Origin of the sequence: Natronococcus sp. JC468, from assembly GCF_012163165.1 — an archaeon.
Taxonomy (GTDB): domain Archaea; phylum Halobacteriota; class Halobacteria; order Halobacteriales; family Natrialbaceae; genus Natronococcus; species Natronococcus jeotgali.
In genome coordinates this window covers 23,584-41,867 of the sequence record NZ_JAAVUO010000007.1, presented here as the reverse complement: position 1 = coordinate 41,867, position 18,284 = coordinate 23,584, and the positions used below count along the sequence as shown (strand labels likewise).

At 70.2% G+C, this 18,284-nt stretch carries 16 protein-coding genes; 6 read left to right on the top strand and 10 right to left on the bottom strand.

Annotated features, from left to right (window positions below; translation table 11 throughout):
* Nucleotides 1–20 precede the first annotated feature (20 nt).
* Nucleotides 21–1,322 carry a S8 family serine peptidase gene (locus GWG54_RS06195; RefSeq protein ID WP_167936951.1) on the bottom strand — a complete coding sequence of 434 codons (1,302 nt, stop codon included), beginning with the start codon at nt 1,320–1,322 and terminating at the stop codon, nt 21–23.
* 457 nt (nt 1,323–1,779) lie between these two features.
* Nucleotides 1,780–3,945 (bottom strand): DNA mismatch repair endonuclease MutL, encoded by a 2,166-nt coding sequence (gene mutL, locus GWG54_RS06190; RefSeq protein ID WP_167936950.1) that lies wholly within the window; start codon nt 3,943–3,945, stop codon nt 1,780–1,782.
* 179 nt (nt 3,946–4,124) lie between these two features.
* Between mutL and GWG54_RS06185 the strand changes: the two genes are divergently transcribed.
* Together GWG54_RS06185 and GWG54_RS06180 are read left to right on the top strand one after the other, a co-directional pair.
* Nucleotides 4,125–4,964, top strand: coding sequence for an ArsR family transcriptional regulator (locus tag GWG54_RS06185; RefSeq protein WP_167936949.1), 840 nt, complete (start codon nt 4,125–4,127; stop codon nt 4,962–4,964).
* A 100-nt stretch (nt 4,965–5,064) separates the two neighbouring features.
* Complete coding sequence (locus GWG54_RS06180) at nt 5,065–5,898, top strand: YihY/virulence factor BrkB family protein (protein WP_167936948.1); 834 nt, start codon at nt 5,065–5,067, stop codon at nt 5,896–5,898.
* 9 nt (nt 5,899–5,907) lie between these two features.
* Here GWG54_RS06180 and GWG54_RS06175 read toward each other — a convergent pair whose 3' ends face one another.
* The 5 genes from GWG54_RS06175 to GWG54_RS06155 all read right to left on the bottom strand — a co-directional run bounded on the left by GWG54_RS06175 (nt 5,908) and on the right by GWG54_RS06155 (nt 12,086).
* Nucleotides 5,908–6,315 carry a response regulator gene (locus GWG54_RS06175; protein ID WP_167936947.1) on the bottom strand — a complete coding sequence of 136 codons (408 nt, stop codon included), beginning with the start codon at nt 6,313–6,315 and terminating at the stop codon, nt 5,908–5,910.
* Between the two features lie 144 nt (nt 6,316–6,459).
* Nucleotides 6,460–9,117, bottom strand: a complete 2,658-nt coding sequence (gene mutS / locus GWG54_RS06170; RefSeq protein WP_167936946.1) for a DNA mismatch repair protein MutS — start codon at nt 9,115–9,117, stop codon at nt 6,460–6,462.
* A gap of 184 nt (nt 9,118–9,301) precedes the next feature.
* Complete coding sequence (locus GWG54_RS06165; protein ID WP_167936945.1) at nt 9,302–9,637, bottom strand: tRNA-binding protein; 336 nt, start codon at nt 9,635–9,637, stop codon at nt 9,302–9,304.
* 62 nt (nt 9,638–9,699) lie between these two features.
* Complete coding sequence (gene thiD, locus GWG54_RS06160; RefSeq protein WP_167936944.1) at nt 9,700–11,004, bottom strand: bifunctional hydroxymethylpyrimidine kinase/phosphomethylpyrimidine kinase; 1,305 nt, start codon at nt 11,002–11,004, stop codon at nt 9,700–9,702.
* A 53-nt stretch (nt 11,005–11,057) separates the two neighbouring features.
* A complete protein-coding gene (locus GWG54_RS06155; RefSeq protein ID WP_167936943.1) occupies nt 11,058–12,086 on the bottom strand; it encodes an AIR synthase family protein in 1,029 nt (342 codons plus the stop codon).
* A gap of 299 nt (nt 12,087–12,385) precedes the next feature.
* On the opposite strand from GWG54_RS06155, the gene GWG54_RS06150 reads away from it, so the two are divergent.
* From GWG54_RS06150 to GWG54_RS06140, 3 genes are all read left to right on the top strand, one after another.
* Nucleotides 12,386–13,249: a dihydrodipicolinate synthase family protein gene (locus GWG54_RS06150; protein ID WP_167937034.1), complete on the top strand. Its 864-nt coding sequence runs from the start codon at nt 12,386–12,388 to the stop codon at nt 13,247–13,249.
* A gap of 85 nt (nt 13,250–13,334) precedes the next feature.
* Complete coding sequence (locus GWG54_RS06145) at nt 13,335–14,438, top strand: putative sulfate/molybdate transporter (protein ID WP_167936942.1); 1,104 nt, start codon at nt 13,335–13,337, stop codon at nt 14,436–14,438.
* A gap of 170 nt (nt 14,439–14,608) precedes the next feature.
* Complete coding sequence (locus tag GWG54_RS06140) at nt 14,609–15,091, top strand: hypothetical protein (protein WP_167936941.1); 483 nt, start codon at nt 14,609–14,611, stop codon at nt 15,089–15,091.
* A gap of 18 nt (nt 15,092–15,109) precedes the next feature.
* On the opposite strand, the gene GWG54_RS06135 is transcribed toward GWG54_RS06140, so the two are convergent.
* The 3 genes from GWG54_RS06135 to GWG54_RS06125 form a co-directional block, all read right to left on the bottom strand.
* Nucleotides 15,110–15,703, bottom strand: a complete 594-nt coding sequence (locus tag GWG54_RS06135; protein WP_167936940.1) for an NADPH-dependent FMN reductase — start codon at nt 15,701–15,703, stop codon at nt 15,110–15,112.
* Between the two features lie 78 nt (nt 15,704–15,781).
* Nucleotides 15,782–16,441 carry a class I SAM-dependent methyltransferase gene (locus tag GWG54_RS06130; protein ID WP_167936939.1) on the bottom strand — a complete coding sequence of 220 codons (660 nt, stop codon included), beginning with the start codon at nt 16,439–16,441 and terminating at the stop codon, nt 15,782–15,784.
* A gap of 81 nt (nt 16,442–16,522) precedes the next feature.
* On the bottom strand, nt 16,523–17,068 hold the full coding sequence (locus tag GWG54_RS06125; RefSeq protein WP_167936938.1) for an XTP/dITP diphosphatase: 546 nt from the start codon (nt 17,066–17,068) through the stop codon (nt 16,523–16,525).
* Nucleotides 17,069–17,189: 121 nt separating this feature from the next.
* Between GWG54_RS06125 and GWG54_RS06120 the strand changes: the two genes are divergently transcribed.
* On the top strand, nt 17,190–18,266 hold the full coding sequence (locus tag GWG54_RS06120; protein WP_167936937.1) for a Gfo/Idh/MocA family protein: 1,077 nt from the start codon (nt 17,190–17,192) through the stop codon (nt 18,264–18,266).
* Nucleotides 18,267–18,284: the final 18 nt, after the last annotated feature.

Below are 18,284 nucleotides of genomic sequence, written 5' to 3'. Positions count from 1 at the left end.
GGTACCGTTCGAGCCGCCGTTTAGAGCCGCTGGACCGTGTTCAGCGCGTTGATGCGTCCGGCGCCGAACTCCGAACTGCTCCGCCCCTCGGCGAGCTCCGCGCCGTGGGCGATCTCGTTCTCGACCTGGTCGGCGTTCATGTCGGGCTCGAGTTCGCGGACGAGCCCGACCAGGCCGGCGACCTGGGGTGCGGCCATCGAGGTGCCCGCCTTCCAGCCGTACCCTCCGTTCGGAACGGTCGAGTAGACGAGGTCGTCTGGGATGGTTGTTTCCTCGAGTGTCGAACGTGCGCCGCCGGGCGCCCCAACCTCGATCGCGTTCGTCCCGTAGTTCGAGTAAAATGATAGGTTGTCTCCGGGGCCACTCGCGGAGACAGTCATCGCCCCTTGCACAGTCCCCGGGAGGTAGTGCCAGTTGTCGTAGATCACGTCGACCACCTCGCCATCTTCGTCGGTAATCTCCCACGGGGACTGCCCCTGCTGCAGGTTCACCACGTCGTTCCCGGCCGCTGTCGTCGAGAGCGTCCCGCGTCGGGCGACGCTCTGCATCACTTGCTGGACCGCGACGCGGAGCCCCTCGCTGTTCGCCTCGGCGGGCTGGGGAGTGGCGCCGAGGCTGTAGTTCGCGACGTCAGCGCCGATTTCGGCAGCGTACTCTGCGCCGACGAGGATATCGGCGAACGAACTGCTGTTGGGGCCGAGAACTCGCACAGAGACGATCTCCGCATCGGGAGCAGTCCCCGTTACACCCTCCGCGCCGGATGCTGCCGCAATTCCCGCGACATGCGTGCCGTGAGTGCCAGTATCCCCCTCGTGTTCGGATATCTGACCGCCCTCGACCACCGAAACGCTCAGCTCCTCGTTGAAGTTCCCCTCGAGATCCGGGTGCGTGCCGTCGACGCCGGTGTCGGCGACGACGATCCGGGAGCCCTCGCCGGTGGCGTAGTCGTGGGCCTCGAAGGTGTCGGTGATCTCCTTGTCCCACTGCAGGTCGGTAAACGCCGCGTCGTCGGTCGTCTGTGGTTCGGCGCTCTCGACGGGGTCCGCGAAGTCGACCTCGAAGTTCTCCGTGACACCGCTGACGCCCGACACCGACTCGAGGTCGCCCTCGGCGTCGGCCGGCCCGGTGACGATCGAGACCGATCCGCCCGCGAGCTCGCGGGTGACCGCAAAGCCGGCGTCCTCGAGTCGTCCACTCGAACCGCCCGTAACGACGTACGTCGTCCCCGAACTGGCGCTTCCCGAACCGAGCGCCCCGATCGACAGTCCCGCCGCGGTGATTCCTTGCAGTACCCGCCGCCGAGTTTTTGTATAGTTTTTCATAGCAGCAGCAAAGTCGATCATGATTAGTAATGTAGTCGTTGTGGAACCGGTGATCGACAGGGGATAACCTATCGGTTGGAAGGATCGAATTTTGGAAAAATTCCCGCCGGGCGGTCGTGGTCGTCGGGAGTCGGCCTCCTCACAGGGACTGACCCGCGGACGGCGCTACCGTGAACCGCGACGGTGCGACGCGCGATCGGTCTCGAGGCGGTCGCGCTCGGGCGCACCCATTCCGATGAAGAATCCGAGGTACAGGCAGAGTACCGCCAGCCACCCGACAACTATGAGAACAACACTCATTTTTCAACGAGATTTACTTTCCTGCAGGTGGATAAATGCTTTCTGCCCGAGGGGTCGCTCGCGCGCCGATTCGGACCGCGAGGATCGGGCGGCACCTGACTCGCGAAGCCGGCTCGAGGCGATCCCGGACCGTTCCGCGCTGCGATCGCGAGCGGTCCTACCCGCGGTGGCCGGGGTAGTCCCGTTCGAACCGGTCCTCGATCTCGCCGTCCTCGAGGCGGACGATCACTGGTCGACCGTGTGGACAGTTGTAGGGATTCTCGCAGTCGTCGAGCGCCGAGAGCAGGTCGACGACCGACCCCTCGGTCAGCGAGGTGTTACCCGTGATCGAGGGGTGACACGCGAGGTCGCCGAGGAACTCGTCGGCCAGCGCGTCGATCGTCTCCGCGCCGGCCTCGCGGTCGCCCTCGACGAACGAGGTGAGGACGTCCCGGAGTCGGGGGGGCTCGAGGGTCTCCTCGAGGACGGCGGGGACGGTCGTCACGGCGACGGTGCGGTCGTCGACGCGGTTCGCGTGGAAGCCGAGCCGAGCGAGGGCCTCCCGGTAGCTCTCGAAGGCCTCGGCCTCCGCGGCGGTGAGCTCGAGTTCGACGGGCGAGGCCAGCGACTGGGCCGCGGGGTCGTCGGCGAAGGCCTCCCGCAGGCGCTCGTAGTTGACCCGTTCGTCGGCGGCGTGCTGGTCGACGAGGACGAGCCCGTCGGGGGCCTCGCAGACGAGGTAGGTGTCGGCGTACTGGCCCAGCACCCGCAGCGCGGGCAGCGTCTCGAACTCCGAGCCCTCGCCGTTGGCGGTCTCGCCCGCGAGCGTCCGCTGCTCGGTGGGGCCCGAGAACCGACGCTCGCGGTCGTCGTGTGCCCCGGGAGCGACGGCGTCCTCGGGTTCCGTCGGCTCGTCGTCCGGGTCGGGAGCCGTTTCGGGATCGGTCGCGGTCCGCTCCTCGACGCTGCGGGCCCCGCGGGGAGCGTCCGCGTTCGACTCCGGGACGGCGTCGCGCTCCTCGACTCGAGGGGTCGGATCGTCGCTCGGCGGCGTTGACTCGGCCTCCGTCCCGAGATTGCCCGGCACCGTTGAGTTCGGTTCGGATTCCGCTCCGGCGTCGCCGGGCTCCGATAGCTCCGTCGCGGAATCCGGATCGGTCGTCCGTCCTCGAGGGTCCGTCGGCTCTCCCTCCTCGATGGACGAGTCCGTGGTCGCGGGTCGACCCGTCGATCCCCCGTTCCCGCCGGGCTCGAGCCGGGTCTCCTCGGGCGCCGACCGACCCCGGGGGGCCCGCGAGCGCAGCAGGCCGTGCTCGAGCAGCGCCGACTCGACGGCCGAATCGACCTGCCGGCGCACGGCGTCGTCGTCGCCGAAGCGAACCTCCCGCTTGCGGGGGTGGACGTTGACGTCGACGGCGTCGCCCGGAACCTCGAGAAAGAGCGCGACGAAGGGGTAGCGGTCGCCGCCGAGCTGGGTCCCGTAGGCGCCCATGATCCCCTCGCGGACGGCGTCGGCCGAGACGGCCCGGCCGTTGACGTAGGTCGCGAGGTACTCCCGGCTCGAGCGGTTCGTCTCCGGGTGCGAGACCAGCCCGGTGATCGACTCGACCGGTCCGACGGGGAGCTCGTCGCCGTCGGCCTCAACGGGGATCATCGACGAGGCGACCTCGCGGCCGTACACCGCCAGGGCGGCCGCCTGCAGGTCGCCCTGTCCGGTCGTCGAGAAGACCTCGCGGCCGTCGTGGGTCAGCGAGACCGCGACGTCGGGGTTAGCGAGCGCGTAGCGGGTCACGACCCGGTTAACGTGGGCGAACTCGGTCGCGGTCGTCTTGAGGAACTTCCGGCGCGCGGGGGTGTTGTAGAAGAGGTCCGCGACCTCGACGACGGTTCCGGCGGGACAGCCCGTCGGTTCGACCGAGACGACCTCGCCGCCCTCGTAGACGAGTTCGGTGCCGACCCCGTCGCCTCCCTGCGGACGGCTCCGGATGGTCAGCTTCGAGACCGAGCCGATGGTGTGGAGGGCCTCGCCCCGGAAGCCCAGCGTGGCGACGCCGGACTCGAGGTCCTCGAGGCCGTCGATCTTGCTCGTGGTGTGCTGGCGGACCGCGGCCCGGAGGTCGGCCTCGCCCATCCCGTCGCCGTCGTCGGCGACCCGGATCAGCTCGGTCCCGCCGTCCTCGACGGTGACGTCGACGCTGTCGGCGCCGGCGTCGAGGCTGTTCTCGACGAGTTCCTTGACGGCGCTGGCGGGTCGTTCGACGACCTCGCCGGCGGCGATCCGGGCGACGGTGTCCTCGTCGAGCCGGCGGATCTCGGTCGCGTCGGTGGTGGTGTCGTCGCTCATGGGTTCGGTTCGATCGGCGGTCGCCCGAGGCGTCGGGCGCTCCCGCGGAACATACCGTTCGTACTCAGAGCGGGCGGTTAGGTCTTACGCGTCCGCCGACCACCGCGAAGTATATTCCGTGGAATTATTAGAGAATTAATACGTTCGTTTTTACTCACTGTATCGACAAGTTCCGGGCGATGGACCCGAGGGAAGCACGGATACTCCGGCTGCTCACGGACGCGACAAACAGAGCGGTCGTTTCGATGCTGAACGGGGCGACGGAGCCGATCCCCGCGACGGCGATCGCGGAGCGACTCGTCGAGCGGGAAGCGACGCCGATCCCGCCAGCCGGCGAGGATCTACTCGAGCGGACGCTCGTCTCGTTGCACCACGACCGGCTGCCCCGTCTCGAGGAGGCCGGCCTGCTCGAGTACGACCGCGACGACCGAACCGTCACCGGAACAGGGTACATCGTCGCCCCCGAGTGGGACGGGATCGACGCGCTCGACGAGTTGCTCTCGGGGTTTCGCGTCGGGTCGGCGGCCGACGAGGGAGACGTCGGGATCCTCGAGGGTCGCGAGGACGTCGCCGCGTACGGACGCGAGCTGATCGACGGGGCCGACGACGAGCTGTTCGTGCTCGCCGCCGCCGCGGTCCTCGACGACGGCTTCTTCCAGCCCGCGAGCGACGCCCTCGCTCGCGGCGTCGACCTCCGCATCGGAACGGAACGCGAAGCCGCCAGGACCGTCCTCCGGAACCGGCTCCCGGAGGCGACGGTCTGGGAACCGCACTCGCACCGACCGGCCGACCCCTCGAGCCGTCCGGGCGTCAGTCGCCTCGTGGTTGCGGATCGGGAGGCGGTCGTCGTCGGGCTCTCGAGCGGGACGGCGGACGGGGCGGAGACTGAGCTCGGACTGGTTGGCGAGGGGACGGCCAACCCGCTGGTCGTTCTGGTCCGCGAACTGCTCGGTCCCCGGCTTGACCGCCCCGATCACTGGGGCGAGGCGTTCCCGACGACGCGTTCCTCCGATCCGTGACTCGAGTCGACCGCGGGGAGCATCACGTCCGCGGCGCGGGCGGCCGTCTGACGGCAGCTTCCGGGGCCGGGCTTTTCCATTCGGCCGCCGTCCGTCCGGTATGGATCCGCGACGGGGTGGCTCCCTCGCTCGAGACGCCGCGAGCGTGATCCGCGAGCACGACGTGCCGTTCATGGCCGGCAGCATCGCCCACGCCGCCTTCCTCTCGCTGCTCCCCCTGCTCCTCCTGTTGCTCGTCGTCGTCGGCGCGGTCGGCAACGACCACCTGACCGAGCAGATCACGCTGCTGGCTCGCGATCACCTCAGCCCAGCTGGCGAGGGGCTGGTGTTCGAGGCCCTGACCAACGCCTCCGAGCGCGCCGGCGCGTCGCTCATCGGTGTCGCCTCGTTGCTGTGGGGAATGCTCCGGGTCTTCCGCGGGCTCAACACCGCGTTCGACGAACTATACGGTGGCACGGAGACCTCGTTCGGGGAGAAGTTGCTCGAGGGCGTCGTCGTCTTCGGCGCCATCCTGATCGCGACCGTCGGCACCGGAGCCACCGCGGCGGCGCTGGCGACGGTCGATCACGCGATCGTCGAGGCGGGCTCCCCGCTGGCGCTGCTTGCCGGCCTCTCGATCGCCTTCTACCCGATGTACTACCTCTTTCCCGATCCCGACGTCGGGGTTCGCGAGGCCCTTCCCGGGACGGTCGTCGCCGCCGCGGGCTGGGTCCTGCTCGAGGGCGTCTTCGGGATCTACGCCGGGCTCGTCGACACCGTCGGCACCTACGAGACCCTCGGCGCGGTCATCCTGTTGCTCGTCTGGCTCTACGGCAACGCCCTCGTCCTGCTCGTCGGCGCGTCGATCAACGTCGTGGTCGGCGACCACCACACCGACGGCACGGACCGCGACGCCGCCGACGAGGCGGACGCGACGGAAGGCGTTCGCGTGTGATTTCCGGCACTACGCGATCCGCCGAGCGCCGCCCAACCGCTCGGCGTACCCCCGTAGCCCGTCGGGCTCGAGCGGCTTAACTGCGTAGGCGTCCGCCGCTTTGGACTCGGTGCGGAGCGTTTCCGCCTCGAGGTGCGATCCCGCCAGAACGACCACCGGCACGTCGGCCACCCGCTCGTCGCTGCGCAGTTCGGCCAACACCTCCCGGCCGTCTTTCCGCGGCAGGTACCAGTCCAGAAGGACCAGATCCGGACGCGGAGCGTCGGTATACTCGCCGCGTCGCCGGAGGAATCGCAGCGCTTCGACCCCGTCACCCACGACGTGTCGGTCGCTCTCGATCCCCGCTTCGTTCAGCATCTCCACCGTGTACCGGACGTCGGCCGGATTGTCGTCGACTATCAGTAGGTTTCGTACCACCCATTCCACCTCCTACAATCACAGACAATCCAGTAGCTAATAAATGTATTTCAATATCTCTGAGTGTGTACTGATGGTACTAGCCGATAGATTATAAATTTAATAAGATAACAGAGCCGTGAGGAGCGAGACCGATCCCGAGCGTTACTCCTCGAGGCGCCGTTGCCACTCTCGGACCTTCGAGAGCAGTTCGACGGGCGGGGTCTCGTTGACGTCGACGTCCGCGAGGTCCTCGAGGACGCGTTCGGTCTCGGGGTCGAGCGTCGATTTCGGATCGTCGCCCTCCGCTGTCGGTCGCTCGCCGCCGTCCGCGTTCGCGGGGCCGCGGAACTGTCCGCTCGAGACGTCGAACACCGTCTGGACGGGTTCGTTCGACGCCCCGCCCTTGGCCTCGATGGCCTTCTCCTCGCGCAGGCGCTCGAGAACGTCTCTCGAGCGATCGACGACGGGGTCGGGAACGCCCGCCAGGTCGGCGACGTGGATCCCGTAGCTGCGGTCCGTGGGGCCGTCCCGTACCGTCCGCAGGAAGGTGACCTCGCCGTCGCGCTCGTCCGCAGCGACGTGGACGTTGGCCACCCGGGGCAGTTTTTCGGCGAGCCCGGTCAGCTCGTGGTAGTGGGTGGCAAAGAGCGTCTTCGCCCGCACCTCGTTGTGGAGGTACTCCGTGGCGGCCCAGGCGATCGAGATCCCGTCGTAGGTCGCCGTCCCGCGGCCGACCTCGTCCAGAATAACGAGTGACTCCTCGGTCGCGGTGTGGAGGATGTTCGAGAGCTCGCTCATCTCGACCATGAAGGTCGACCGCCCCTGCGCGAGTTCGTCGAGCGCCCCCACGCGGGTGAAGATGCCGTCGACCAGCCCGATCTCCGCGTCCTTCGCGGGGACGAAGCTGCCGATCTGGGCCAGCAGCACGATCGCGGCGACCTGGCGCATGTACGTCGACTTCCCCGACATGTTGGGGCCGGTGACGACGAGGAAGTCCCGCTCCTCGTCCAGACGGACGTCGTTTGGGACGAACTCGGTCGTCTGTTCGACGACGGGGTGGCGGCCCTGTTCGATCTCGAGGCGATCGTCCCGGCGGAGATCGGGCTCGACCCAGCGGTTCTCCGCGGCGTGGGTCGCCAGGCTCGCCAGCGCGTCGACGGTCGCCAGCGCCCGACCGACGTCCTGCAGGAGCTCCGCCCGCGTGGCGACCTCGTCGCGAAGCTCCTCGAACAGCTCGTACTCGAGCTCGCCGCGGCGCTCCTCCAGTCGCAGGACCTCGCGTTCTTTCTCCTCGAGCTCGTCGGTCGTAAAGCGCTTGGAGTTTTTCAGCGTCTTGATCTGCTCGTAGTGGCCGGGAACTCCGTCGGCCGCCGACTTCCCGACCTGGATGTAGTACCCGTCGGTCTTGTTCCGATCGACGGTCACGTGGCTCAGGCCGTGCTGGCGTTTCTCGCGCTCCGCGAGGGTGTCGAGCCACTCCCGGACCTCCTCGTGGCGCTCGATCACCCCGTCGAGCTCGTCGTCGTACCCCTCTCGGAACAGCTCCCCCTGGGTCACCGTCGAGGGCGGGTCCTCGACGATCGCGTCCTCGAGCTCCGAGCGCAACTCGCGGGCGTCCTCGCGATCCGGGCGCTTGAGGACGTCGACCAGCGGCGAGTCGGCCAGGTCGGGGTTCGAACCGACGGCGTCGGCGACCGCCGGCAGCACCGAAAGCGTCTCGCGGACCGCGACCAGATCCCGCGCGTCGGCGCTGCCGTGGCTGGCCTTCGAGGCCAGCCGCGCCAGGTCGTAGGCCTCGCCCAGCGCGTCCTGAATCTCGTCGCGGGCCAGCGCGGCCGTCGACAGCGCGGCGACGCTCTCCTGGCGGCGCTCGAGGTCCGCGAGCGACCGACGAGGGCGCTGGAGCCACTCCTTGAGCAGTCGCCCGCCGGCGCTGGTCGCGGTGTGATCGATCGTCGCGAACAGCGACCCCTCTCGCTCGCCCTGCATGGTTTCGGTCAGCTCGAGGTTGCGCTGGGTGGTCGCGTCGAGCGTGACGTGGTCGTCGCCGCGGTGAGCCTGAATGCGGGTCATCGAGGCGAGCACGCCGGCGCCGGTCTCCTCGACGTAGTCGAGCACGGCGCCCGCGGCCGCGACGGCGGGCTCGCCGACGCCGAGGCGGTCGACGCGCTCGCCGAACTGCTCGCGGACGGCGTGGTCCGCCCGCCTGGGCGCGAACGCCTCGGTCTCGTGGAGGGTCAGCGTCGCCTTGAGGCGCTCGCGAACCAGCCCGAGCAGGTCGTCGTCGGCCCGGACCTCGGGACCCGGCAACACCTCGACGGGATCGAACCGGTACAGCTCCGTCAGCGCCTCGTCGGTGTCGTCGGCCTCCGCGACGAGGAATCGCCCGGTGGTCACGTCGGCGAACGCGAGGCCGTAGCCGGGATCGTCGCCGCGGGCGCTCGAGTCGGCGACGATCGCGGCCAGGTACTGGGCGTCGGCGTCGCTGGTCTCGAGCAGGGTCCCGGGGGTGACCACGCGGACGATCTCGCGTGCGTGGCCCGAATCGGTCTCGTACTGGTCAGCGACGGCGACCCGGTAGCCGCGCTCGACCAGGGCCTTGAGGTAGGGCGTCAGGTCGTCGACGGGGACGCCCGCCATCGGGTACGACGAGCCGTGGGAGGACTTCTGGGACACCTTCAGCTCGAGCTCGTCGGCGACGATCTCGGCGTCCTCGGCGAAGAACTCGTAGAAGTCCCCGCACTGCATCGTCAGCAGGTCGGCGTCGGTCTCCTCCTTGAGCGAGAGAAACTCCCCGACGATCCCCGTCGCCTCTGTCATAGGCGGAGCCTGGCGTTCCATCGCAAAAACCCTGCGGGATCCGCACCGAAAGTGAACGGGCGGGGCCGACAGGCGACCGCGCGTCGATCACCGCGGGACGGCGGCTACCGGCTCGTCCCTCCCGACCGATTTGAAGATCGATCGCTCGAGCGACCGACTTCTCGTCGACTTCTGTTCGACAGTATCAGAACAGCAGCCCGCCGATCGGGACGTCCTTCTCACGGTCGGGCTCGACGAGAATCGGATACCCTTCGTCGCCGGGGACGCCGACCGTCAGCGCCTCCGATTTGAAGCCGGCGATCCGGACGGAGCCGAGATTCGTCGCGCACAGCACCTGCCGCCCCTCGAGTTCGTCGGGATCGTAGTGGTGATCGAGCTGTGCCGCCGACTGGATCTGTCCGCCCTCGTCGCCGAGGTCGATCCACAGCTTGGTCATCTTCGGTTTGTTCGCCTCCGGGAACGACTCGGCCTCAAGCACTTCGCCGACCCGAATCTCGACGTCGAACGGACTCTCGACCATACCGCGACGGCGGCTCGCGCTCGCATAGTTCTAGGGCCGACGGCAGTATCCGCCGCCCCGACTCACTTGAGCCGATCGCACAGCTCGAGGGTCCGTTCGGTCAGCGTCTCCGCGTCGGCCGCGAGGAGCTTCAGCGTCGCTTCCCGCCCGATCTCGGCGCGATCGATCACCGCGACGGGCGGCGTCTCCCGGTCGGCGAAGACGTCTTCCTCCGAGCCGTTCTCGGCGACGGCCCAGTCTAGCTCCTCGAGCGCGTCCTCGACCTCGTCGTCGAACCGACAGTTCACCGCGAACCGCAGCTCCGGCGCGGACTCGCGGGCCGCCAGCAGGACGGCGGCGAGGTGCGTCGAGGCGCCGAAGCGAATCCCTCGGTTCGGCCGGACCCCCTCGAGCGTGCGCGCGATCCGCCCCTCGACGGCGGCCGTCTCGGCCGCTGATTCGGCGTAGGGGGTCGCGCCGACGACGTTCATCCCGACCTCGGGGACGAGCCGGGAGACGTCGCGGTCGACGAGTCGGTCGACGATCCCCCGGACCGCTTCCGCGGTCGGCTCGCGGGCCGCCGCGTTCCGCAGGTCGACGGCGTGGTCGACCGCGCCCGGCCCCTCGCCGACGTCGTAGTGGTACCGGACCGCCCGCTCGAGAAAGTCGGTCGCGCCCTCGACGGCCGACTCGAGGCGCTCCCCCGTCGCCAGCCGGGCGGCGATCGCCGCGGCCAGCGTACAGCCCGAGCCGTGGGTCGCCTCGGTATCGACTCGCGGGTGGTCGAACGTCTCGACACTGTTGGGCGTGACGAGTCTGTCCTGGACCGACTCGCCGGGGACGTGGCCGCCCTTGACGAGCACGGCGTCGACGCCGGTCTCGAGGATCGCCTCGCCGGCCTCGCGGGCGCTCGCCCCGTCGGTCACTTCGACTCCCGACAGCACTTCGGCCTCGTCGGCGTTCGGCGTCGCGAGCGTCGCCTCGGCGAGCAGGTCCTCGTAGGCGCGCTCGGCCTCGGGCTCGAGCAGGCGATCCCCCGAGGTCGCGACCATCACGGGGTCGACGACCAGCGGGAACTCGAACGCGGGAGCGCGGTCGGCGACCAGCCGGACGATCTCGGTCGTCGCGAGCATCCCCGTCTTCGCCGCGCCGACCGCGAAATCGTCGACGACCGCGTCGATCTGGGCCTCGACCTCCGCGGGCGGGAGCGCGAACGAGGACTCGACCCCGCGGGTGTGCTGGGCGGTGACGGCGGTGATCGCCGAGGTCCCGAAGACGCCGTGGGCGGTCATCGTCGCCAGGTCGGCCTGGATCCCGGCGCCGCCGCCGGAGTCGCTGCCCGCGATCGTCAGCGCCACGGGACGGGAGTCGGGTGCTGGGGTTCTCATACCCGAGGCTATCGCACGGTTGTACTAAGCGGTAGTGGTCGGCGCGGCGATCGTCAGCGAGTGGCGCTCTCGGCCAGCCTCGCATGTGCGTCCCAGGAGGGGTCGACCCGCGGGTGCTCGAGAACGTCGCCGTCGACGACGACCGTTCCGCCCGCTCTCGGGTCCGCGTCGACCCGCCCGATCTCGGCGACGACGGTGCCTCGGTCCTCGAGCGCCTCGCGGACCGCGCCGACGCCGTCGGGGTCGACGGCGAGCAACAGCGAGCCACAACTGGTCGCTGCCCAGGGATCTATCTCGAGGTGCTCGCAGACCTCGGCGACCCCGGGACGCAGCGGGACGGCCTCGCGGTCGATCTCGAAGCGGGCGCCGGCCCCCGCGGCCATCTCGTTCGCTGCCCCCGCGAGCCCACCCTCGGTGACGTCGTGCATCGCCGTCACCGGACCCGCGGCGGCCGCCGTCAGCGCGTCCCGAACGCAGTAGACGTCCTCGAGTCGTTCCTGGGCGTCGGCGATCACGTCGTCGGGAAGCGCGAGTTGCTCGGGGAAGAGTGTGCTCAACAGGCCGACCGATTCGACGGCGGGCCCGGTGGTCAACAGGAGGCGATCCCCCGGTCGCGCGCCGTCGGGGCGGACGATCGCGTCGCGGTCGCCGACACCCATCGCCGTCGCCGCGCCGACCCACGGGTGGGAGGGGTCGGCGTAGCGGGCGGTGTGGCCCGTCACGACCGCGACGCCCAGGTCCGCACACTCCTCGTGGATGGTCTCCCAGACGGTCGCGAACGCCTCGTCGTCCATCGCCTCGGGGAGCGTGAAACAGATCGAGAGGTGGGAGGGCGGAACGCCGCTGACGGCGACGTCGGCCAGGATCAGATCGAGCGCGAACCGGGCGGCGCGCTCGAGGCCCAGCGCCGGGGGGATCGAGACGGGATCGGTCGCCGTTACCAGCGCCCGCCCGCCGATCTCGAGGACGCCGAAGTCGACGCCGTGGCTCGGTCCCAGGACGACGTCCTCGCGGTCGGCGCCGAGATTGGGGGCGATCCGCTCCTCGAAGAACTGCCGATCGATCTTGCCGAGTTCGCTCACGGCCGGAGGATTCGCTTGCGAGCCCTTAGCGATGCTGATCGACGGCGTCGCGTTCGGTCGCCGCGAGTCGCCGGAGAACCGACCGCCGCCGAACGGTACGGCTATCGGCTCTCGAGATCGTCCGTCCGTATGGCCGACGGGGTGATCGCTCGCGCGTCGACCGAGGAGTCCTCGAGGCGGCGCAGTTCCATACGCGGCCGTCACCGTCGTCGGACAGAGTCGCTCGGGTGCCGTAGGTGTGTCTCACCGTCGCTGCCTCAACCCGACGTTCCTTGACCCCGACCGTCGTACCGCGGCGCATGCACGGCACCGGCGTTCCCCTCGCTACGCCCTTCGCGGACGGCGCGATCGATCACGAACGGCTGCGCTCGCTGGTCGCGTGGCTCGAGCGCGCGGGCGTCGACTTCCTCGTCCCCTGCGGCTCGACGGGCGAGGGACCGTCGCTGACGACCGCCGAGCGCGCCGCGGTCGTCGAGACCGTCGCCGACGCGACCGACCTCCCGGTGCTCGCGGGCACCGGCCGGGAAGCCCTCGAGCCGACCCTCGAGACGACCGCGCTCGCCGCGGAGGCGGGCGCCGACGCGGCGCTGGTCGTGACGCCCTCCTACTACGGAACCGACGACGCGGACCTCGCGGCCTACTACCGGGCGCTCGCGGACCGCTCGCCGCTCCCGGTCTACCTCTACAGCGTGCCCAAGTTCACGGACCGCGCCCTCGCGCCCGAACTCGTCGCGGAGCTCGCGAGCCGCGAGAACGTCGCCGGGATCAAGGACTCGAGCGGGAGCCTCGGCTCGGTCCAGCGGCTGGTCGAGCACACCGACGACGACTTCACCGTGCTGGTCGGCAGCGGCAGTATCTACGCAGCCGGGCTCGCGGCGGGAGCCGACGGCGGCGTGCTGGCGGTCGCGAACGTCGTCCCCGAGCGCGCGAGTGCGGTCTTCGGGCTCGACCGCGCGGACCGCACCGACGCGGCCCGCGAGCGAAACGCGGCGTTCGTCGAGCTCAACCACGCCGTCACCGCCAGGTTCGGCGTCCCGGGGGTCAAGGCCGCCCTCGCGATGCGGGACCAGCCCGTCGGCCGCCCGCGGCGTCCGCTCCGCCCGCTCGAGCGCGAGGACGAGGCCGCCCTCGAGTCGATCCTCGAGCGTTCGCTCGAGGAGTAACCGGAACCGATTCCACTCACGACTCGAGTGAACCGCGAGAGGTTACTGACAAGCGTCAAGTTACTCCCCGCGTAATCCCGGGTAGATGGCGTACTCGATCGGTTCAGAAACCGAACGGGAGTTCGACTTCTCGGCCTCTGAACTGACGGGTGCGCTAGGAGATTCGGTTACGGTCCTCCCCCTGCTCGTCGCGCTGGCCGCGACGACCAGCGTTTCGGTACCCCACGTCCTCGTCGGCTTCGGCGTCTTCCAGATCGTCTGGGGGGTGTACTACGGGATGCCGCTGTCGGTCGAGCCGATGAAGGCCCTGATCGGGCTGGCGATCGTCGGCTCCCTCTCGTATCCCGAACTCGCCGCAGCCGGGCTGCTCGCGGGGGTCGTCCTGCTGGCCGTCGGTCGGCTCGGGCTCGTCGGCCGCCTCCAGCGGGTCGTCGGCGAACCCGTCATCCGGGGCGTGCAGTTCGCGGTCGCCCTGCTGTTGCTCGAGTCGGCCGTCGGCCTTTCCCTCGAGAGCCTCCCCGTCGCCGCGGCCGGGCTCGCCGTCGTCGTCGCCCTCGCCCTCGTCGGCTACCGCCAGTCCAGCGTACTCGTCGTCCTGGCGCTCGGCGCCGTCGCGGCCGTCGCGACCGCGGGCGTCCCGACCCCGCGGCTCCCGGAACTCACGCTCTTTCCCGCCGGCGGGCCCGCGTTCACGACCGCGGCCCTCGAGGGTACTATCGCCCAGCTGGGGATGACGATCGGCAACGCGGCGATCGCGACCGCCCTGCTCTGTGGCGACCTCTACGACCGCGACGTCAGCGCCGACGACCTCTCCCAGAGCATGGGCGTCACCTGCCTCGCCGCGATTCCGTTCGGCGGCATCCCGATGTGTCACGGCAGCGGCGGCCTCGCGGGCAAGTACGCCTTCGGCGCCCGCACCGGCGGGGCGAACGTCCTGCTCGGGGTCGGTTACCTCGCGCTCGCGCTGGTCGCCGCCGGCGCCGTCCTCGCCGCCTTTCCGCTGGCGCTGTTGGGGGTCCTGCTGGTCGTCGTCGCCCTCGAGCTGGGTCGCGCGGCCTTCGCTCCCGTCGAGGACGCGCGGGCGCTCGCGCTGGTCGTCGGCGTCGGGGTCGTCGGCCTGGCGGTCAACGTCGGCGTCGCGTTCGTCCTCGGGACCGTCGCCTTCCGGCTGCTCTCCCGCGGAGCGTGATCGGGCTCGCCTCGTCGACCGCGGACCGCAGGCGGTCGACCTTTCCGCTCGGCGTCCGAACGCCGACCCATGACCGCCAGCTGGGAGGCGCTATTCGAGCGAGCCGGGGAGTACGACGTCGACCTCGAGGACGTCCGAGACGCGTTCGACGCGCGAGCGGAGGGCGAGGAATGAGCGAGCGCCGCGACGAGCCCGATCAGACCCGCGTGGTCGCCGATCCAGCGGTCCTCACGGCCGACCTGTTGGTCGGCGGGGCGGCTCGCGAGGCGCTGGATCACGTCCGTCGCCACTCCTGGGTCGAGCTCGTCGCGAGCGACGAGTTGCTCGCGGCGACCGAAGCGCTCGTCGCCGCGCTCGCGGACCCGGAGCTCGCCGCGGCCCACCGGGAGCGACTCGAGGCCGACCGCGTCGCGGTCGACCAGCCCGAGGACGACCACCCCGCGCTGGCCTCCGCGTACCAGGGGGAGGCCGCCCACCTCCTCTCGTACGACGAGCGACTGAACTCCGCGAAGGCGGGGCTCTCGCTCCAGCCCCGCGTCTCGGTCAGCGTCCGGCCCCCGGACGCGTTCGCGGCCCTGTTCGACCCCGAGAGCCTCTACGAGGCGGCCGTCGGCGGCGACTACCCGGGTCCGGACCGGGACCCTCGAGCGTAAGGGAACGCCGAACCGCCGTCAGTCGGGACTCTCCTCGGCGCCGACGTTCTCCCGGCTCTCGAAGGAGGCGGGGTCGGGTTCGATGTTCGCGAACTGGACCGCCCGCACGCCCAGCGTCTCGACGCGCCCGCGGAGGTCCTCGTCGACCAGCTCGCGGCCCTCGAACCGCCGGTGGGCGTTCGGCACCGCGGCCTGGTGGGGCAACACCCAGGCGTCGAGGGCTCGACAGACCACCCGCAGGTGATCGAGCGCGCCCACCGGGAAGCTGCCTCCCGAGACGGCCAGCAGGCCGACGGTCTTGTTCTCGAACTCGTCGAACCCGCAGTAGTCGAGCGCGGTCTTCAGCACCGAGGAGTACGACCCGTGGTACATCGGCGTCCCCAGGAGGACCGAGTCGGCCTCCCGAATCCGGCGCGCGAGCTCCGGGGCGTCACCGGCCTCGTCGTCGTCGGCGTCGAACAGCGGGAGCTCGAGCTCCCGGAGGTCGATCAGTTCTGCGCTCGCGCCGCTCGCCTCGGCCGCGTCCAGGGCGTGTCGCAGCGCCGGCCGGGTGTAGCTCCCTTCACGGAGGCTCCCGACGACGCCGACGACGTGAACCGTCTCGTCGGTCATACGGTGGCGTTCGTCGCGGCGGGATAAAAGGCTCCGCTCGCGCGCCGGTGTCGCTCGAGCGTTCCGACGGCGCCCGGCTCACCGGGGCGAGGACTCGAGGCGGGCGTCGAAGAGCGTCCACGGGTGTTCGGGATCCTCCTCGTCCCCGTCCCCGCCGGCCCCGTCGAGCTCCTCGGGGACGCCCCACCGGTCGACGATCTCGAAGCCGGCGTCCCGAAGCCCCGCGGCCGTCGCCGCCGCGCCGGCGAGATCCCACTCCATCCCGACGCCGCTGTCGAGCCAGTTCGGGTTCGTCCCGCGCCACTCGTCGGTTCCCTCGCACACCAGCGCTCGTCCCCCGGGTTTCAGGACGCGCGCGAACTCGTCGAGGACCGCCGACTGGTCGCCCGTCGGCACGTGGATCAGCGACCAGTAGGCGACCGCGGCGTCGAACGTCGACCGACCGAACGGCAGCGACGTCATCTCCCCCTGGACGAGCGCGGCGTCGGCTTCGCTGTCCGCCGCGAGCGCCAGTTGCGCGCGCGAGAAGTCGAGCCCGACGGCGGTCGTCGACTCGCCCAGTCGCTCGAGGACGGGCGTCCCCTGTCCGCAGCCCGCGTCGAGAACGCGACTCGAGTCGGGCAGCGACTCGAGAAACCGCGCGAGGAGCTCGGTCGCGCGGCCGTCCTCGGATCGGTTCGCGGCGTACGTCTCGGCGAGTTCGTCGTACGATCTGCGAACGGCGTCTCTCTCGAGCATCCGTACACCCTATCGGGGCCGCCGCTGTTCAACCTTTGCCCGGGACGGGATCGGTTCCGCCGGACGTCTCCGCCGGCGTCGCTACCGGCCGGCGTACCAGTCCGCGAACTCGGCGAGCGCCCGGCCGCGGTGGGAGATGGCGTTTTTCTCCTCGGTGTCCATCTCCGCGAACGTCCGTCCGTTGTACTCGAAGATGGGGTCGTAGCCGAACCCGCCCTCGCCGCGGGGCGCGACGAGGGTGCCCGCGACCGATCCCTCGAAGGTCTCCGTGCGCTCCCCGTCGGCGTAGGCCAGCACCGTCCGGAACCGCGCCCGCGTGCTCTGCTCCTCGCTGGCGAGCCGCCAGACGCGTTCGATCCCGAGGGTGTCCTCGACGTACGCGGAGTACGGCCCCGGGAACCCCTCGAGCGCGTCGACGAACAGCCCCGTGTCGTCGACCAGTACCGGCTCCTCGCTGCCCAGCGCTGTGTAGGCCTCCTCGGCCCCGCGGACGACGATCTCCTCGAGCGAGTCGCTTTGCAGTTCCGCGTAGTCGTAGGCGACCTGCTCGACGGTGTCGATCCCCTCGAGGTAGTCCTGTGCCTCCTCGACTTTCCCCACGTTGCTCGTGACGAACCGAACGGTCATACTGGAACCCGTGTCCACCGACGCCAAAGCGTCGTCGGTTGCGCTCCGCGGTCGTGGCCCCCGCGCCGACTGGCTCGCCGCCACAGCAACACTTTCGTCGGTGTACTGATTTACTCGGAGTGTGAGTAATACTGACACCGTCCGGCTCGGCGTAGTCGGACTCGGATTCATGGGACAGACCCACGCGACCAACGCCGAAACCCTCGGCCACGAGGTCGTCGCGGGCGCCGACCTCGTCGAGTCGACCCGCGAGGAGTTCGCCGAGACCTACGGTGCGGCGACCTACGAGGCGTTCGAGGAGCTGTACGACGGCGAGGACCTCGACGCGGTCGCGGTCTCGACGCCCAACGCCTTCCACGAGGAGGCGGTCGTCGCCGCCCTCGAGCGCGGCTACGACGCCCTCTGCGAGAAACCGCTCGCCAGCGACCTCGAGAGCGCCGAGCGCATCGCGGACGCGGCCGCGGAGTCGGACGGGTTCTGCATGGTCAACTTCCACAACCGCGTCTCGACCGCGACGGAGGTGTTCAAGGACCGCCAGGCCGAGGGCTTCTTCGGCGACGTGACCCACGTCGACGCGAACTACGTCCGGCGACGGGGCATCCCCGGCGTCGGCTCCTGGTTCACGAACCGCGAACTCTCGGGTGGCGGCGCCGTCGTCGACATCGGCGTCCACGCCATCGACTACGCGCTGTACCTGATGGGCTACCCCGAGGTCGAGGACGTGTTCGCGGTCACGCGCACGGAGTTCGGCCACCGCGAGGACTACGTCGACCCGGGCGACTGGTACGACGAGACCGACGAAGCGGTGTTCGACGTCGAGGACTCGGCGACCGCGATGATCCGGTGTGCGGACGATCGAACGATCTCGCTCGAGGTCACGTGGGCGGCCAACCAGGCCGAGACGAACGACTTCGTCGTCCGCGGCACCGAGGCGGGGGCGAAACTCGAACTCGGCGGCGAGGAGCTGACGCTGTACGAGGCGGGCACGCAGGGCACCGACCACCTGATCGACGCCACGCTGACGGGCGGTTCGCTCGACCGCACGGGCTGGGAGGGCAGCGACGAGCGGTTCCTCAAGGCCGTGCTCTCGGGCGAGCCGCCGGCGCTGAACACGGCCGAACACGGGCTGACGGTCCAGCGCGTGATCGACGCGATCTACCGGTCGGCCGAGAAGGGAACGTCGGTGTCGCTCGAGTAGTCCGCGGGCGACCCTCGA

What these genes read in the sequence shown, in the direction of transcription:
- GWG54_RS06195 (WP_167936951.1), bottom strand. Translation starts at nt 1,322, where the DNA reads ATGAAAAACTATACAAAAACTCGGCGGCGGGTACTGCAAGGAATCACC.
- mutL (WP_167936950.1), bottom strand. Translation starts at nt 3,945, where the DNA reads ATGAGCGACGACACCACCACCGACGCGACCGAGATCCGCCGGCTCGAC.
- GWG54_RS06185 (WP_167936949.1), top strand. Translation starts at nt 4,125, where the DNA reads ATGGACCCGAGGGAAGCACGGATACTCCGGCTGCTCACGGACGCGACA.
- GWG54_RS06180 (WP_167936948.1), top strand. Translation starts at nt 5,065, where the DNA reads ATGGATCCGCGACGGGGTGGCTCCCTCGCTCGAGACGCCGCGAGCGTG.
- mutS (WP_167936946.1), bottom strand. Translation starts at nt 9,117, where the DNA reads ATGACAGAGGCGACGGGGATCGTCGGGGAGTTTCTCTCGCTCAAGGAG.
- GWG54_RS06165 (WP_167936945.1), bottom strand. Translation starts at nt 9,637, where the DNA reads ATGGTCGAGAGTCCGTTCGACGTCGAGATTCGGGTCGGCGAAGTGCTT.
- thiD (WP_167936944.1), bottom strand. Translation starts at nt 11,004, where the DNA reads ATGAGAACCCCAGCACCCGACTCCCGTCCCGTGGCGCTGACGATCGCG.
- GWG54_RS06150 (WP_167937034.1), top strand. Translation starts at nt 12,386, where the DNA reads ATGCACGGCACCGGCGTTCCCCTCGCTACGCCCTTCGCGGACGGCGCG.
- GWG54_RS06145 (WP_167936942.1), top strand. Translation starts at nt 13,335, where the DNA reads ATGGCGTACTCGATCGGTTCAGAAACCGAACGGGAGTTCGACTTCTCG.
- GWG54_RS06140 (WP_167936941.1), top strand. Translation starts at nt 14,609, where the DNA reads ATGAGCGAGCGCCGCGACGAGCCCGATCAGACCCGCGTGGTCGCCGAT.
- GWG54_RS06135 (WP_167936940.1), bottom strand. Translation starts at nt 15,703, where the DNA reads ATGACCGACGAGACGGTTCACGTCGTCGGCGTCGTCGGGAGCCTCCGT.
- GWG54_RS06130 (WP_167936939.1), bottom strand. Translation starts at nt 16,441, where the DNA reads ATGCTCGAGAGAGACGCCGTTCGCAGATCGTACGACGAACTCGCCGAG.
- GWG54_RS06125 (WP_167936938.1), bottom strand. Translation starts at nt 17,068, where the DNA reads ATGACCGTTCGGTTCGTCACGAGCAACGTGGGGAAAGTCGAGGAGGCA.